Source organism: Nonomuraea montanisoli (assembly GCF_013363975.1).
In the GTDB taxonomy this organism is placed as follows: domain Bacteria; phylum Actinomycetota; class Actinomycetes; order Streptosporangiales; family Streptosporangiaceae; genus Nonomuraea; species Nonomuraea montanisoli.
In genome coordinates this window covers 170,322-184,813 of sequence record NZ_JABWGN010000006.1, presented here as the reverse complement: position 1 = coordinate 184,813, position 14,492 = coordinate 170,322, and the positions used below count along the sequence as shown (strand labels likewise).

Here is a 14,492-nt window from a genome sequence, read left to right as displayed (position 1 = left end):
AGCACCGGATGCCGGCCGAGCGGGGGTGCCGTGAACCAACGTGACACCGCCCGCCACCCCGGCATCGCCCGGCAGAATCGACCGGAGTTGTCGGATCCTGGCCATGTTGTTCGTAGCTGGGGTAAGGAGCCGCCCACCAGGGCGCTGTCACGACCAAGGGAGATGCGAACGATGCCGCACCCTCAGGCCAGGGTCCACCGCATGTTCGAGCTCGTCGAGCCGATCGCCACCGTCACCTTCTCCGAGGTGGTGAACGAGGAGTTCCTGGCCCTCGGCATGCGCAACTACTGGGACGGGTATTTCGCGGGCCGGGCCGCGCCGCTGGGGCCGGCGCCGGCCGGGGTGGTGCACGCGGTCTTCTACAACTTCGCCGACGGCGAGGTGGCGCGCCACATCCCCTGGGTGTGGGGGAAGATCACCCCGCAGGAGGCGATCGCCGTGCGCGAGCGGGGCAGCGCCGCCGCGCTGCGGCAGAGGATCGGCGAGCTCGCCGGCTCCCCCGCTCTGGTACGGGTCGCCGACCTCGCCACCCGGGCAGCGCTCAGCGCGCCGGCCGAGGGCAGAGCGCTGTACGCCGGGCTCCGGGCGCTCGACGTGCCCGAGGAGCCGGTGGCCAGGCTGTGGCACGCGGCGACGCTGCTGCGCGAACACCGCGGGGACGGCCACAACGCCGCCCTCCTCGCCCACGGCATCGGCGGCACCGAGTCCCACGTCCTCATGGCTCTTTCCCTCGGGATGAGGGCGGAGGAGTTCGGCCGGATCCACCACCTGCCCCAGGCACAGCTGGCCGCTGTCGTCGACGGGCTGAGCGGCCGCGGCCTCGTGGACGCCGCCGGCGGGTTCACCGACGCCGGCCGGGAGATCAAGCAGCGGATCGAGGCGCTCACCGATGAGCTGGCCGCGCCGGCGTACGACGTGCTCGCCGCGGATGAGCTCGACGAGCTGGTCGCGGGGCTCGAACCGATCGCCGCCGCGGCACACGCCGTCGACGACTGAGCGGGCGCATCAGACGACGGCCACGATCTCCAGTCCGGCCACCGAGGTGAGCAGGTCGCTACGCGGGATCACCAGGATGACGGGAACCGAAGGCGCCGCCGCGGTCGAGGTCGATGAGCCCGTCGAAGCGGTAGCGACCGCAGGCCAGGGCTCTTCGAGGTTTGGCGGCCTGTGACACGTGGTTGACGGCACCCCGATCCGCGCCAGACCCGCCGAGGGATTCGTTGTGGAGGGCGGAGACGGCGGAGCGGCGTTCCGGGTGGCCTGCGCCGACGACGCCGAGAGCCCCGCGCGGAGCTCTCGCGGTACGAGGGACGGGGTCGGTCTCGGCGGTGATACGGGCGGAGGTGAACCGTGGCTCCGCCCTTGGCCGGGGCCACGGTGGCGCGATCGTGGTCAAGCCTTGATGGATGCGGCTGCCCTGGCGGCCAGTTCGATCTTCGCGCAGTAGGCTGCACGGGCTTCCTCGTCGATCTGCATCTCGTGTTCGGGGCGCACCCCGGTCCGGCCGTCGAGGCCCTCGCGCAGGATATCGGCGTGCCCGGCATGCCGGTTGGACTCGCCGAGGACATGGACCATGATGGCGAACAGGTTCGTGTTGGGATAAGGCTCCGGCCACCACGGCACGTGGCCGGGGGCGTCGAGGGGAAGCTCGTTGATCGTCGCGTCCGCGTGTTCCCACGTACGCCGGTAGAACCCGATGATCTGATCGCGGGTCTCGTCCGCGGTCGCCCACAGATCGCTGCCGTCGGAGTCCTGCCACCGGGGCAGCGGTTCCGGGGAAGGACGGTCGAAGACCTCGCCGAAGTACCTGGCCTCGACGCTGGCCACGTGTTTGACCAGACCGAGGAGGTTGGTCCCGGTCGCTGTCAAAGGTCGACGGGCGTCGTATTCGGACAAGCCGTCGAGTTTCCAGAGCAGCGCCTTGCGGTCCCGCCGCAGTCTCCCGTGCAGGTTGTCTTTCGCGAAATCGTCGATCATGGGTCACGATTCTGTCAGGCACCTGGAACGCCCGCCGCGCCTCGCCCGGCTCGTGGCTCAACCTGGCCCCCGGCCATCATCGCGAAGAACTACGCGGCATACGTCACCGCATACGGCGAGTTCGCCTGGTCACCATGGCTACCTGATGGCTGGGGACACGTTCGGGAGCGAAGGGCCCAAGCTAGCTCGGCCGTTGCGCCGGGGTGCAGGACCAGCGTCCGTCGTGCCAGCCGCAGGTCTGCTCGTAGCCGGAGCGGAACGACCCGAGCCAGGGGATGTCGTCCTCGTAGCGCGTGGGCGGCGGTGTCGGCGCGAAGTTCGCCGCGTCGTCAGTGCTGCCGCTCCCGTCGTAGCGTGCGACGGTCGGATAGGGGTAGATCGGCCGGGTCCGTACGACGGTGTCGTCCTGGCGCTTCGTGGCGACGAGCCGGTCGGGTGCGACGCCGTTCTCGACCCAGGCGAGGGTGGGGGTGAGCGCGTCGATCGCGTCCGGTCCCTGACCGTCACCGCAGTGGGCGACGCCCGGCAGCATGAACAGGCGGGCGAACCGCTGCGTGGCGTCCGTCCCGCCCATGCGCTCGGTCAGGGCGTGGTAGTAGGCGATCGTCCCGTACGGCGAGATTGCCTGGTCTGCCCAGCCGTGCCAGAGGAGGAGCTTCCCGCCCGCGGCGCGGAAGGCCGTCAGGTCGGGGTCGCTCGCGTCGTAGACGCCGGCCTGCCGGTGGATCTCGCGGAACGTCGCCGAGTCGTAGTGCAGGTCGTGCAGTGTCGCCGACGGCCGGGCGGACGGGTAGGCGAGGTACTTCAGCGCGTTCGTCGCGTTGCCCTCGGCCACGGCCGGGGCGCCGGTGGCGGTCGGGGTGACCCAGCGGGCCCAGTTCGCTTCCGAGCCCACGGGCTCGCCCCCCGGGTACATCCGCCGGCCCCGCTCGTCGCGTGGCCCGTCGTACAGCTTGCGTACGGCGCCGATCTGCGCGTCGGTGAGGCAGTCCGCGCTGTCGGTTCCGGTCGCGCAGCGCAGGATCCGCGGATCGAACGAGCAGGCACGCGGGTCGTCGATCTGGCCGTCGGCCAGGCCGTCCCGTGCGTCGCACTCGCGCATGACGGCGGCGTGCAGCGCGGGAAGCTTGGCGGCGGTCAGGATGGGCCGGCCCTGCGCGTCGGTGTTGGCCGTGGCGTGCCAGCCCGCGGACCACACGATGAGCGACGTGAGCAACGACGCCGGGGCGCCGGCGATGATGCCGTCGAAGTCACGCGGGTAGCGCTGCGCCTCGGTCATCCCCTCGTGGCCGCCCTGCGAGCAGCCGTCGAAGTAGGAGTAGCGCGGGCCTTGCCCGTAGTAGAGCGCGATGAGCCGCTTGGCGACGAGCGCGACGACGTGGTCGGACCGGTAGCCGAAGTCGACCCGGAGTTGCGGATCGGCACCGAACGTGCCGTCGAAGCCGGAGACGCCGACGTGCCCCCCGTTGCCGGTGGCTATGGCGAAGTCGCCGCGGGTCAGCGGCACGCACCCGGCCGTCGCGTCGGCGTAGATGTCGACGCTCCCGCAGAACGCCCCGCACCCGGTCTGCAGATACCGCTGCCGCCACGTCTCGGTGGGGAGGAGCACGTCGAACTGGATCTGCGGCGCCGCGGTTCCCTTGACTTCGCAGGCCGCCCAGCCGTCCGGCGAGGTCGTCGCGGTCGCGGACCCGATGACCGCCGGAGCGCCGGGCGTTCCCGACAGGTCCTGCCCGGCGAGGGCCGCGCAGTCGATCGTCGGCAGCACCACGGGAGGGCCGGAGGACGAACCGCGCGCCTCGGCGGACACCCCGGCCACGGCCGTACGGGACGCGGCCTGGCCACCGCCGGCCATCGCGAGGACGACGAGGACGGCGAGCACAACCGGTAGCGCCCGGATTCCAGCGGTGCGGCCCGGCGTCCGGCCCCGTACACAAGCGAGCAGTTCTTGTGTCATCGCCATACTTGATCATGACCGAAGGCGGGGCGGCGGTAAAGGCTTTTGGGCCCGTTCCAGGGCGAGGTGGCCGAGCCCGGCGCGCAGTCTCCCTCTCTCATGGGGCGGATCGACCGGCGTCTCCACCACATCACCATCAAAGACCCACAGGACACGGCCTACGCGAGGTCGACGACTTCGTGCATGCGGCGCCGGCGGTTGAGGTTACCGGTGACCCGTGCGACGACGGTGCGCGGCAGCAGGCGCGGGGGCCAGGTCAGGGCCCGGTTCATGGCCCGGCCCGGGTAGGACGCCGCGCGCCGCCGGGCGTAGTCGTCCAGCGTGCGGGCCGCGACGATGGCCGGCGTGTCGGCAGCCCGGGAGTCGATCGTGGCCGAGGTGCCGTCGAAGAAGCCGGTCGCGACCGCGCCGGGATGCGCGGCCATGACGTGGACGCCGGTGCCGCGCAGTTCCTCGGCCAGCGCCTCGGTGAAGGAGAGCACGAAAGCCTTGGTCGCGGCATAGCTGGCCTGGTAGGGCATGGGCTGGAAGGCCGCGGTGGACGAGACGTTGATGATGCCGCCGGAGCCGCGGGCGACCAGTTCGGCCCCGATCGCGTGGGTCATCACGATCAGGCCGACGACGTTGAGCCCGACGGAGCGCACCTGCGGCTCGAGCGGGCGGCCGAGAAACGGGCCCACGCTGCCCGCGCCGGCGTTGTTGAGCAGCAGATCGACGGTCAGGCCGCGGTCGCGCAACTCCCGCAGAACCCGCTCCGGACCATCCGGAGCGGCCAGGTCACCGGTGATGACCTCGGCGTCCGGTCCGCCGTGCCGTTCCCGAATCTCCGCGGCGAGCTCCCGCAGGCTCCCGTCCGAACGGGCCAGCAGGATCACCCGTGCTCCCCTGCGTGCCAGCTCCAGCGCGTACGCCCGCCCCAGCCCCTTGGACGCGCCCGTGACGAGCGCGGTCACACCGCGATAGCCGTCGGTCACGACAACCTCCATTGTTTCGAGTCTCGAAGCAGTGACGCTAGCACGATCCTTCGAAACTCGAAACATCGGTAGAATGGCGACATGACCACGCCCGAGCTCACCGCGGTGGTGGCCGCGATCCACGACATCTGGATGCGGACCAACGACCTGATCGGGCATGCGCTTGCCAGGCACGGTCTGACACCGGCGACGTTCCAGGCGCTGTGGGCCATCGACCCGGCCGAGCCGCCACCCTCGATGAAGGTGATGACCGAGCGCCTGTACTGCAACGCCCCCAACCTGACCTTCATCACCAACCAGCTCGCCGATCGGGGGCTGGTGGAGCGCGTCGTGGATCCGGCCGACCGCCGCTCTCGCGTCCTGGTCCTGACCGCCAAGGGCCGCGAGGTTCGCGACGAACTGGTCCGGACGGCGCTGGAGAAGACCCCGCTGGCGGCGCTGAACCGCGACGAACTGCGGCAGCTCATGGTCCTGCTGAACCGCGCCGTCCGCTCCGGCTGACGTGCCGCTTCACACCTGGCCTAGATTGCGATCGTGACTTTTCCGGACTTCGGTATCGAGTCCATTCCCGTGGTTCTTCCCGCCTCCGATCCGGGCCTGGGCGGCGAGTCCCTGCTGTTCCGGGCGTCGAAAGCGGAGTTCGAGGCCGTCTTCGGCGCCTCCCTCGACATTCGCGGGCCGGGACCGGTCGAGGGCGGCCGCTGGGAGCTCGTCATCGACCCCGCCCACGACGGCCCCGCCGTACTGGACTGGAGCCCGCGAGATCGGGTGCTGACGTCACGGGCGGCGGACGCGAGCGGGCTGATGCGCACCTTCCAACTCGTGCACACGATGGCCCGCACCCGCTCGACCCGCGAGGTGGATGAGGCATGCCCCGACCTGCGGAGCGCGGTCGACCGGACGATCGCCGAGGTGGGCGCCGCCTTCCCCGGGCTTGAGCTGCGCGGACTCGACTGGCCGGAGATCTGTGAAGAGCACGCGAAGGGTGTCGTGGAGGCGTCCGATCCGCTCGCGGCCGCACAACGCTGGATGGCTCGCCTCCAGGACGCGCACACCAAGATCGAGCCGGTCACGCGTCCCACCCCGTCGCCCTACGTGGTGTCCGTCCGCGGCGGGGCGGCCTGGTTCGTCCGCGTCCCCGAGGGGACGCCCGCCTTCGAGGCCGGCGTACGTCCTGGTCAGCGGATCGTCGGCCTCGACGGGGCGACCGGGCCGGAGCTGGCCCGGCTGATCGAGGACTGCCGGTCACGGACCGCGGCTCCGCGCCACATGCTCGGCCTGCTCGCGGGACGCCGCCTTCTGTCGGTGCGGGAGGCGACCAGCGTGAAGGTCACGGGGGCGGAGTGGACGGAAGACGGCCGAGACGACCCGGTCGAGTCGATCGAGTGGCGGCGGCTCGCGTCCGGCACCGGGTACGTGCGGCTCAGGATCTGGCAGGGCCAGGTGGCCGAGGGTTTGGATGCGGCGCTGGCCGAGCTGGGTGGCTGCGATCGTCTGGTCCTGGACCTGCGGGGCAACGTCGGCGGCAACCTCATGCCGGCCACCGGCGCCAGAGACAGATTTCTGCGCGGGACCACTCATCTCGGCTGGATCCGGTACACCGATGGAGACGGAGGGCTCGGCCCTCGGGTCGCCCTTCTCGGTGAGCCGTCCCCGGAGCGTCGCTGGCCTGGCCGGCTCGTCGTCCTCACCGACCCCTTGACCTACTCCTCCAGCGAGGACTTCCTGCTCGGCCTCCAGGGCCTGGAGCACGTCACCGTGATCGGGCGGCCCAGCGGGGGCGGCAGCGGACGTGCCCGCTCGTTACGCCTGCTCCCGGACTGGGTGCTGACGGTCAGCACGGCGCTGACGTACGACAGGACCGGTCATTGCGTCGAGAACAGCGGCATTCCCGTGGACGTGCCGATCCGCTCGGACGGCCCCGGTCACGCGCAGGACGACCCGGCGATCCGGGCTGCGCTCATGTCCTGAGGTCAGAGTCTTCCGCGCCGCCCCTCCCGGTCTGAGGGGAGCCGCTGGACAGGCCCCGCTTCCGCGACCTGTCCAGCGAGCTCGCGATCGCGGGGGTCAGTACTTGCTCAGGCCGAACGTGGTGAGGTCGTCGCTGGTGAACAGCAGCTTGGGAACGAGGTTCACCGTGACGCCCTTCTTCCTCAGGCCCTCGCTCTTGATGAGGTCCTTGATGAACGTCTCGTCCCAGAAGCCCGCGGCGTCGTCCGGGGTGGCGGCCTTCACCGACCGGGTGCCCGGTTCGGTGCGGCGCTGCCGGGCGTACCAGACGTCGATGAAGAAGCAGTCGTGACCGTAGCTGTCGACGTCCTGCGGGTCGCCGTCGGCGCGGCCGACCACGACGTAGGCGTGACCGCTCGCCCCGGTGGACTCGACCAGGTTGAAGAGCTCGACCTTCACCCCCTTGCCGAGCAGACGGGAGTCGTCGGCCAGCATGCCCAGCACGCAGCAGGCGAACAGCGTGCAGTTCGCGCTGTCCAGCGTCCGGTAGTTGGTGCGTCCTACCTCGACGTACTTGTCCTTGAGCTTCAGGGCTATGTCCGCGAAGTTCTGCGCGGTGGGCGTGTCGATGTCGACCGATTTGGCGAGCAGTCTCAGCTTGAGCGAGCCGTAGTCGGTGAAGGCGCGGCTCGGCGGGATCGTCTCGGGCACCTGGCCGCCGCCCGCCGGCGCTTTGATCTTGTTGATCTCGACGCCCTTCTCCACGACGGTCTCCCAGGGGTTCCAGAGCTTGGCCGTGGCCATCCTGGTCTTCTCGATCGCCGTCTGGACGCGCTGCATCCGCTCCATGCGCGGGTTGGCGGAGTGGGACGGGCTCTCGCTCATGGTGATCTCCTAGGCGCTCTCCGTCGATGTGTCGACGTTTTCACCCGGTCGACTGGGCGGCAATACGCCGAGATGTCGTTGGCCGGTATCGGCCAACGACATCTCGTGACGATGCGCAGCCCCGGGGCCGCGCCGTTCGTGGCACCCACCCGAAGACCGTTCGGGGCGGGCACCGAAGATCGTACGGCCGCCCGGGAACGTCTCAGGATCGGGCACTAGGATCGGGCACCGTGAGTGACGAGGACGGTGCGCGGGACGCGATCGACGTGATCCTGGAGCAGTGGCGGCGGGAGCGGCCCGACCTCGACCTGTCCCCCATGGGCGTCTTCGGGCGGCTCGCCCAGGCGGCGCGGGTGGTCGAGGCGTCCGTGGACGAGGTGTTCACCCGGCACGGGCTGCGTCCCGGCGAGTTCGACGTGCTGGCGGCGCTGCGCCGGTCCGGGCCGCCGTACACGATGATCCCGTCGGAGCTGTCGGCGGTGCTGATGATGTCGCGGGCCGGCATGACCAACCGGCTGGACCGCCTGGAGGCGGCCGAGCTGGTCGAGCGGAGCCTCGACCCGGCCGACCGGCGCAGCTTCCGCGTCACGCTGACCCCCGAGGGGCGGCGGGTGATCGACGCCGCGCTCACCGACCACGCGGCCAACCTGGCCCGGCTGGCCTCCAGCCTCGGCCCCGGCGACACCGAGGCACTCGGCCGGATCCTGCGCTCCATGCTCGCGGGCGGGCTCGCCGGAGACTGAGCCCGCCTTCCGGGCAGCCGGGAGCCTGCCCCCGGAGAGGCGTCCAGGACCTGGGTCAGCGCTCCGCGCCGACGTGCTCGTCCAGGAAGGACACCAGGGCACGGGTGAGTGCCACCCGGTGGTCCGACAGCGCGTGGTCGGTCGCGAAGACCTGCTCCTCCAGCGCCCCGGACGGCCGGGCGCGGAAGGCGGCGGCGAGCGGCTCGTGGTGGATCGTGTGCGCGGTGACCGCGTCGCGGCTGGTGCCGATCAGCAGCACCGGACGCCCGTCGAGCCGCGGGGCCAGCCGGGCGAGCCGCCACTCCTCCCCCGCCTCCTCCATCTCGGCGACCAGCGCCTCGCCGCTGGTGCCGCGCAGCGGGAGGAGCTCCTCGTCGAACGCCCGCACGTACGCCGCCCGCTTGTCCGGGTCCTCGCGGACGGCGGCGCCGATCGTGCCGAAGTCGAACCCCGCCCACGAGCCCGCGGCGACGATCGACGGGTCGGCCGCGGCGGTCATCAGCGCGGCGAACCCACCCGTGCTGTGCCCGGCGACCACCAGCCGCGCCGGGTCCAGCCGGTGGGCCGCGGCGAAGCCGGGCTCGCGCAGCGCGGCGACGGCGGCGGCGCTGTCCTCCAGCACGTGCCGCCACGACCACGACCCGCCCATCCCCCACGAGCCGCGGTAGTGGAACACCAGCGTCGCGTACCCGAGGCGGCGCAGCGCCTGCGCCACGTCGAAGTTGCGCTCCATGCCGGGGAACCCGTGCAGCAGCAGCACGACCGGGTGCGGCCCCGGTCCCGCGGGCACGTGCAGGACGCCGATGAGCGTCTCGCCGCCGCTGGTGAAGGTGATGGCCGGGGTCGTGGCCGGGGACCGCGAGCCGGCGGCGGGGTCGGTGACGAGGGGGTCCGGCGTCATGCGCGTACGCCTCCAAGAGATCGAACCGATCGGTACGAAGAGGCACGCTAGCAGGACATCGCACCGATCGGTACCATCGACCTCATGCCAGTCGACAAAGGCGTCACACTGGACCCTGCACGCACCCGCGAGCAGATCCTGCAGGTGGCCACCGAGGTGCTGTACGAGCAGGGACTCGACGGAGTGGGCGTGGCCGGGCTCTGCGCCCGTGCCGGCGTGTCGAAGGAGACGCTGTACCGCCACTTCGGCTCCAAGGAGGGGCTGGTGCGGGCCACGCTGGAGGCCCGCAGCGACCGGGTGACGCGCTGGCTGCGCGAGGCCGCCGCGTCGGCGGGGCCGGAGCCCGCGGACCAGCTCGGCGCCGTGTTCGACGCGCTCGCCGGGTGGTACGCCGAGCCGAAGTTCCGCGGGTGCGCGATCGTGAACGCCGCCGTGCAGCACCACGAGGGCGCCGCCCGGCAGGTGGCGGCCCGCCACCTGGACCGCCACCTGGAGCTGCTCTCCGGCATCGCCGCCCGCGCGGGCGCCGCCGCGCCGGACGTACTGGCGCGGCAGATCCTCGCGCTCATGGAGGGCGCCGCCGTGGTCGCCGACCTGCACGGCGTGGACGGCACCGGCCGGCAGGCGCGGGAGGCCGCCCTCGCCCTCCTGCGGGCATCGACGACGCGCGCCTCGGACGGCTGACGAGCGCGCCGCGCACAGCCGTGCGAGCATGCCCGCGTGCCGCCACCCGCGAGGCCATCGGCCGGCTGCGGGACCCATATCCTTATGCCGTACGGAGATCTTCGGGACGGCGAGAGGTGAGGTGGGCGGCGTGGTGGTGTTCGCCGGGCAGGGCGACGCGCGGCGGTCCATGGCGCTGCTCTGGCGCGGCGACGGCGCGGGCGAGCGGGCCGACACGCGCGGGGAGGCGCGTGGGGAGACGCGCGGCCGGCCGGGGCCGAAGCCGGGGCTGAGCGTCGGCGCGATCGTGGCCGCGGCGATCGAGGTCGCCGACGCCGAGGGCATGGCCGCGCTGTCCATGCGCGCCGTGGGCGAGCGGCTGGGGCGCACCGCCATGGCCCTGTACACGTACGTTCCGAACAAGGGCGAGCTGCTCGACCTCATGTACGACCAGGCGCTCGCCGAGCTGCCGGACGGCTACGACCTCGCGGCGGGGCGGCGGGCGGCCGTGACCGCGTGGGCCCGGGACCTGTGGGCGCTGTACCTGCGGCATCCGTGGATGCTCCAGGTGTCGCAGGCGCGGCCGGTGCTCGGCCCCCACGAGTACGCGATGCTGGAGACGCTGCTCGGCCTCCTGCGCGGCGGCGACCTCGGGCCCGGCCCGGTGCGGCACCTGGTGGGCACCCTGTTCGCGTTCGTCCGGGGGGCCGCGGGCACGATCGCCGAGGCGCGGCAGGCCGAGGCGGCGACCGGGGTGACGGACGAGCGGTGGTGGCGCGACCGGGCGGGCCTGCTGGCCGAGGTGGCGCCGGACTTCGCGGCGCGGTTCCCCGCGGTGGCCTGGCTGGAGAGCACGCCGCCGGAGCCTCCGGCGGGGTCTCCGGCGGAGGAGCCCGCGCCGGGCGAGCCGTACATGGAGCAGGAGGCCCGCAGGATGTTCGAGGCCGGTCTCGCCCTCATCCTCGCCGGGCTCGACACCGCCCCGGCCCCCGCCTGAGACCTTCGGCACCGCGCGCGGGGCGCAGCGGGGAGGGGGCGCGCGTGGGGCTCGGGGGCGCCGTCTAGCGTGGGGAAGGGGGCTCGCGGCGCCGTGGGGACGGCGCCGTTCCGTGCCGTACCGGGGGGACACCATGGACACCTCCAACATCCACGTGGCCGAGGACGCGCAGCTCGCGGAGCAACTGGCCGAGCGGCTGTTCGACGACACGCTCGGCGCCCTCGAGCTGTTCTCCGTCTACCTGGGCGCCGAGCTGGGCCTCTACCGCGTCCTGCACGAGCAGGGCCCGCTGACCGCCGCCGGCCTGGCCGAGCGCACCGGGACCGCGCCCCGCTACGCGTCCGAGTGGCTGGAGCAGCAGGCCGTCGCCGGTCTCGTGGACACCGACCCCGACGAGCCGGCCGGGGAGCGGCGCTACCGGCTGCCGGCCGCGCACGCCCGCGTGCTGGTGGACGCCGACGACCCCGCGCATGTGGCGCCGTTCGCGTACATGCTGGCCGGGATCGGGGGCGTGATCGCCGAGGTGGCCGAGGCGTACCGCACGGGGGCGGGGGTTCCGTACGAGTCGTACGGGCGCGCGTTCCGCCACGGGCAGGGCCACATCAACCGGCCGGCCTTCACCCATGAGCTGCCGGACGCCTGGCTGGCCGCCATGCCCGACATCACCGCCCGCCTGCGCGACGCCCCCCGGCCCCGCGTGGCCGACGTCGGATGCGGCCAGGGCTGGGCGGCGCTGGCGATCGCGCGCGCGTTCCCGAACGCCTGCGTGGACGGGCTGGACGCCGACGCCTCGTCCATCGCCGACGCCCACGCCGAGGCCGAGCGGGCCGGGCTGGGCGACCGGGTGCGGCTAGAGCAGGCCGACGCGTGCCGGATCGCCGCGGCGGGCCCGTACGACCTGGTGATGATCCTGGAGGTGCTGCACGACCTGGCGCGGCCGGTGGAGGCGCTGCGCTCGGCCCGCGCCGCGCTCGCGCCCGGCGGGGCCGTGCTGGTGGTGGACGAGCGGGTGTCCGACCGGTTCACGGCGCCCGGCGACAAGGTCGAGCGGATGATGTACGGCTGGAGCGTCACGCACTGCCTGCCCGCGCAGCTCGTCGAGTACCCCTCGGCCGCCACGGGCACCGTCATGCGCGCCGGCACGGTCCGCCGGTACGCGGAGGAGGCCGGGTTCGCCGGCTGCTCGGTGCTGCCGGTGGAGAACGACTTCTTCCGCCTGTACCGGCTGGATCCGTGATTGATTAGACGCGACGTTGCGTCTAGTCTTTGACGCGTCATCCCGAACGTCTCGGAAGGAACATCCATGCGCCATCCCCCGCGTCAGGGCGTGGAGGCCCGCCGGGTCGCGCCGCCGTACCGGCGGGGCCGCGTCCTCGCGCCCGCGATCCTGGCGTTCACGTTCTGGGCCACCATGGCCGGCACGACCGCGCCCACCCCGCTCTATCCCCTGTACGAGCACGCCTTCGGCTTCGGGCCGGTCACCGTGACCGTCATCTTCGCCGTGTACGCCTTCGGCGTCGTCGCCGGGCTGCTGCTGTTCGGGCGGCTCTCCGACGAGATCGGCCGGCGGCCGGTGCTCATGGTCGCCGCCCTGCTCGCGATCGTCGCGGCCGCGGCCTTCCTCGTGACCGGCGACGTCACCGTCATGCTCGCCGCCCGGGTCGTCTCGGGACTGTCGGCGGCTCTCGTGACGGGCGCCGCCACGGTGGCGCTGGCCGAGGCCATGCCGCCGGACGGCCGGATCCGCCCGGCCACGGTCGCGCTGTTCGCCAACATGGGCGGCCTGGCCGGCGGCACGGTGCTGGCCGGGATCCTGGCCGACCTGGCGCCGGCGCCCCTGCGCACGCCGTGGGCGCTCATCGGCGCACTGGCGCTGCTCGGGCTGGCGGGCGTCGCGTTCGTGCCGGAGACCGCACCGAACCGCTCCCGCCCGTCCCTGCGCCTGCAACGCCCGCACGTGCCGGCCGAGATCCGCGGCGACTTCGTGCGCTCGGCGATGGCCGCCGGCGCGGGGTTCGCGGTGCTGGGGGTGCTGACCGCCGTGACCGGCGTGTTCCTGTCGGGGGTGCTGCGGCTGCCGAGCGCCACGCTGACGGGGGCGGTGGTGTTCACCGCGTTCATGTGCACCGCCGCCGGACAGCTCCTCAACCGGGTCGTACGGCCGGGCCGGGCGCTCGTGCTCGCCTGCGGAGGGCTGGTCGCCGGCTCCGGGCTGATCGCCCTGGCCATGGCCGCCGCGTCGCTGCCGGCGCTGCTGGCCGGGGCCGCGGTGAACGGGCTGGCCACCGGCATGGCCCTGGGGTACGGCGTCACCGTCATCACCACGCGCGCCGCGCCGGACCATCGGGGGGCGTCGGTGTCGACGTACTTCGTGATCCTGTACTCCATGCTGGCCGTGCCCGCCGTGGGGGTGGGGGTGATGATCCGGCTGACGGGCCTGCGCCCGGCCGGGGAGATCTTCAGCGCCGTGGTCGCCGTGCTGGCGCTGGGCGTCCTGCTGAGCCTCCTCCTCGGGAGCCGCCGGGCGTCCCGGCACGCCTGACGCGGGCGGCGTGCCACAATCGGGCTGCCCCGCGCATGCCCGCGGACCGTACGACGAAGGCGGAGCGCCCGCGCGCGAGGACGCGCCGGCGCGGAAGGAGGAGCGGCCATCAGCACGCGAGGACGAGCCGCCGTCGGCGCCGCCCCGGACAGCGCGGCCGCCCAGGCACGGGAGGCCGGCCGGGCCGGGGAGACCGGGGAGACCGGCCAGGCCCGGGAGGCCGTGGTCAGCCGTACGGGGCCGAAGCGCAGCGAGAGCATCCGGCGGGCCGTGCTCGACGCGGCCGACGACCTGCTGGTCGAGCGCGGTTTCTCCGGCGTGACCATGGAGGGCATCGCCGTCCGCGCCGGGGTGGCCAAGCAGACGATCTACCGCTGGTGGAAGTCCAAGGTGGACATCCTGCTCGACACGCTCGTCGACGACGCCGAGCAGCCGCTCGCCTGGCGTCCCGGCTCGTCGCCGGCCGCACCGGAGGAGGAGCTGACGGACCAGCTCGGCCGCGTGGCGGCGTTCCTCCAGGAGCCGGCCGGCCAGGTGCTGCTGTCGCTCATCGGACACGCCCAGCTCGACCCGGAGACCGCCGCCAAGCTGCGCGACGGGTTCCTGCGCGAGCAGCGCGAACGCGACCTGGCGGGGCTGGGCGCCCTGCTGGCCCGGCACACGGGCCGCCCGGTGGACGAGCGGCTCACCGGCCGCCTGCTGGACGCCGCTCTCGGGCCGATCTTCCACCAGGCGCTCGTCCTGGGCCGTCCCGCCGATCCCGCCACGCTCGCCACCACCGCCCGGCTCGTCCTGGACGCGGCCGGCCGCGAACCCGTCCCCGGCGCGGGCCGCTCCTCGGACGCGGAGTGACGTCGCCCGCCACCCCTTACACCGAAGACCTGGTCGAGCGGGCCGTCACCC

14 protein-coding genes are annotated in these 14,492 nt (G+C 73.0%); 9 read left to right on the top strand and 5 right to left on the bottom strand.

The features are described 5' to 3' along the window. Positions 1–171: 171 nt before the first annotated feature. Entirely contained in the window at positions 172–996 is an 825-nt protein-coding gene (locus tag HTZ77_RS16395; protein WP_175590460.1) for an SCO6745 family protein, read from the top strand. A gap of 396 nt (positions 997–1,392) precedes the next feature. Here HTZ77_RS16395 and HTZ77_RS16390 read toward each other — a convergent pair whose 3' ends face one another. The 3 genes from HTZ77_RS16390 to HTZ77_RS16380 all read right to left on the bottom strand — a co-directional run bounded on the left by HTZ77_RS16390 (position 1,393) and on the right by HTZ77_RS16380 (position 4,908). Further along, positions 1,393–1,977: a DinB family protein gene (locus HTZ77_RS16390; RefSeq protein ID WP_175590459.1), complete on the bottom strand. Its 585-nt coding sequence runs from the start codon at positions 1,975–1,977 to the stop codon at positions 1,393–1,395. Positions 1,978–2,158: 181 nt separating this feature from the next. Further along, on the bottom strand, positions 2,159–3,859 hold the full coding sequence (locus HTZ77_RS16385) for a tannase/feruloyl esterase family alpha/beta hydrolase (RefSeq protein ID WP_175590458.1): 1,701 nt from the start codon (positions 3,857–3,859) through the stop codon (positions 2,159–2,161). Positions 3,860–4,092: 233 nt separating this feature from the next. Next, entirely contained in the window at positions 4,093–4,908 is an 816-nt protein-coding gene (locus HTZ77_RS16380) for an SDR family NAD(P)-dependent oxidoreductase (protein WP_328808618.1), read from the bottom strand. 81 nt (positions 4,909–4,989) lie between these two features. Here HTZ77_RS16380 and HTZ77_RS16375 point away from each other — a divergent pair, with 81 nt between their 5' ends. Both HTZ77_RS16375 and HTZ77_RS48225 read left to right on the top strand, forming a co-directional pair. Further along, positions 4,990–5,409 carry a MarR family winged helix-turn-helix transcriptional regulator gene (locus HTZ77_RS16375; RefSeq protein WP_175590456.1) on the top strand — a complete coding sequence of 140 codons (420 nt, stop codon included), beginning with the start codon at positions 4,990–4,992 and terminating at the stop codon, positions 5,407–5,409. A 33-nt stretch (positions 5,410–5,442) separates the two neighbouring features. Continuing rightward, positions 5,443–6,879 (top strand): S41 family peptidase, encoded by a 1,437-nt coding sequence (locus HTZ77_RS48225; RefSeq protein WP_175590455.1) that lies wholly within the window; start codon positions 5,443–5,445, stop codon positions 6,877–6,879. Between the two features lie 96 nt (positions 6,880–6,975). On the opposite strand, the gene HTZ77_RS16365 is transcribed toward HTZ77_RS48225, so the two are convergent. Further along, positions 6,976–7,743, bottom strand: coding sequence for a hypothetical protein (locus tag HTZ77_RS16365; RefSeq protein WP_175590454.1), 768 nt, complete (start codon positions 7,741–7,743; stop codon positions 6,976–6,978). A 230-nt stretch (positions 7,744–7,973) separates the two neighbouring features. On the opposite strand from HTZ77_RS16365, the gene HTZ77_RS45270 reads away from it, so the two are divergent. Beyond that, on the top strand, positions 7,974–8,486 hold the full coding sequence (locus HTZ77_RS45270) for a MarR family winged helix-turn-helix transcriptional regulator (protein ID WP_328808617.1): 513 nt from the start codon (positions 7,974–7,976) through the stop codon (positions 8,484–8,486). A gap of 55 nt (positions 8,487–8,541) precedes the next feature. On the opposite strand, the gene HTZ77_RS16355 is transcribed toward HTZ77_RS45270, so the two are convergent. Beyond that, a complete protein-coding gene (locus tag HTZ77_RS16355; RefSeq protein ID WP_175590452.1) occupies positions 8,542–9,387 on the bottom strand; it encodes an alpha/beta hydrolase family protein in 846 nt (281 codons plus the stop codon). Positions 9,388–9,471: 84 nt separating this feature from the next. Here HTZ77_RS16355 and HTZ77_RS16350 point away from each other — a divergent pair, with 84 nt between their 5' ends. The 5 genes from HTZ77_RS16350 to HTZ77_RS47485 all read left to right on the top strand — a co-directional run bounded on the left by HTZ77_RS16350 (position 9,472) and on the right by HTZ77_RS47485 (position 14,441). Further along, positions 9,472–10,071, top strand: coding sequence for a TetR/AcrR family transcriptional regulator (locus tag HTZ77_RS16350; RefSeq protein WP_175590451.1), 600 nt, complete (start codon positions 9,472–9,474; stop codon positions 10,069–10,071). Between the two features lie 130 nt (positions 10,072–10,201). Continuing rightward, positions 10,202–11,047, top strand: coding sequence for a TetR/AcrR family transcriptional regulator (locus HTZ77_RS16345; protein WP_175590450.1), 846 nt, complete (start codon positions 10,202–10,204; stop codon positions 11,045–11,047). Positions 11,048–11,180: 133 nt separating this feature from the next. Beyond that, positions 11,181–12,284 carry an SAM-dependent methyltransferase gene (locus HTZ77_RS16340; RefSeq protein WP_175590449.1) on the top strand — a complete coding sequence of 368 codons (1,104 nt, stop codon included), beginning with the start codon at positions 11,181–11,183 and terminating at the stop codon, positions 12,282–12,284. Positions 12,285–12,350: 66 nt separating this feature from the next. Continuing rightward, positions 12,351–13,589, top strand: a complete 1,239-nt coding sequence (locus HTZ77_RS16335; protein WP_175590448.1) for an MFS transporter — start codon at positions 12,351–12,353, stop codon at positions 13,587–13,589. A gap of 222 nt (positions 13,590–13,811) precedes the next feature. Continuing rightward, the gene (locus tag HTZ77_RS47485; protein ID WP_328808616.1) at positions 13,812–14,441 is read left to right on the top strand and encodes a TetR/AcrR family transcriptional regulator; all 630 of its coding nucleotides are present in this window, start codon (positions 13,812–13,814) and stop codon (positions 14,439–14,441) included. Positions 14,442–14,492 lie beyond the last annotated feature (51 nt).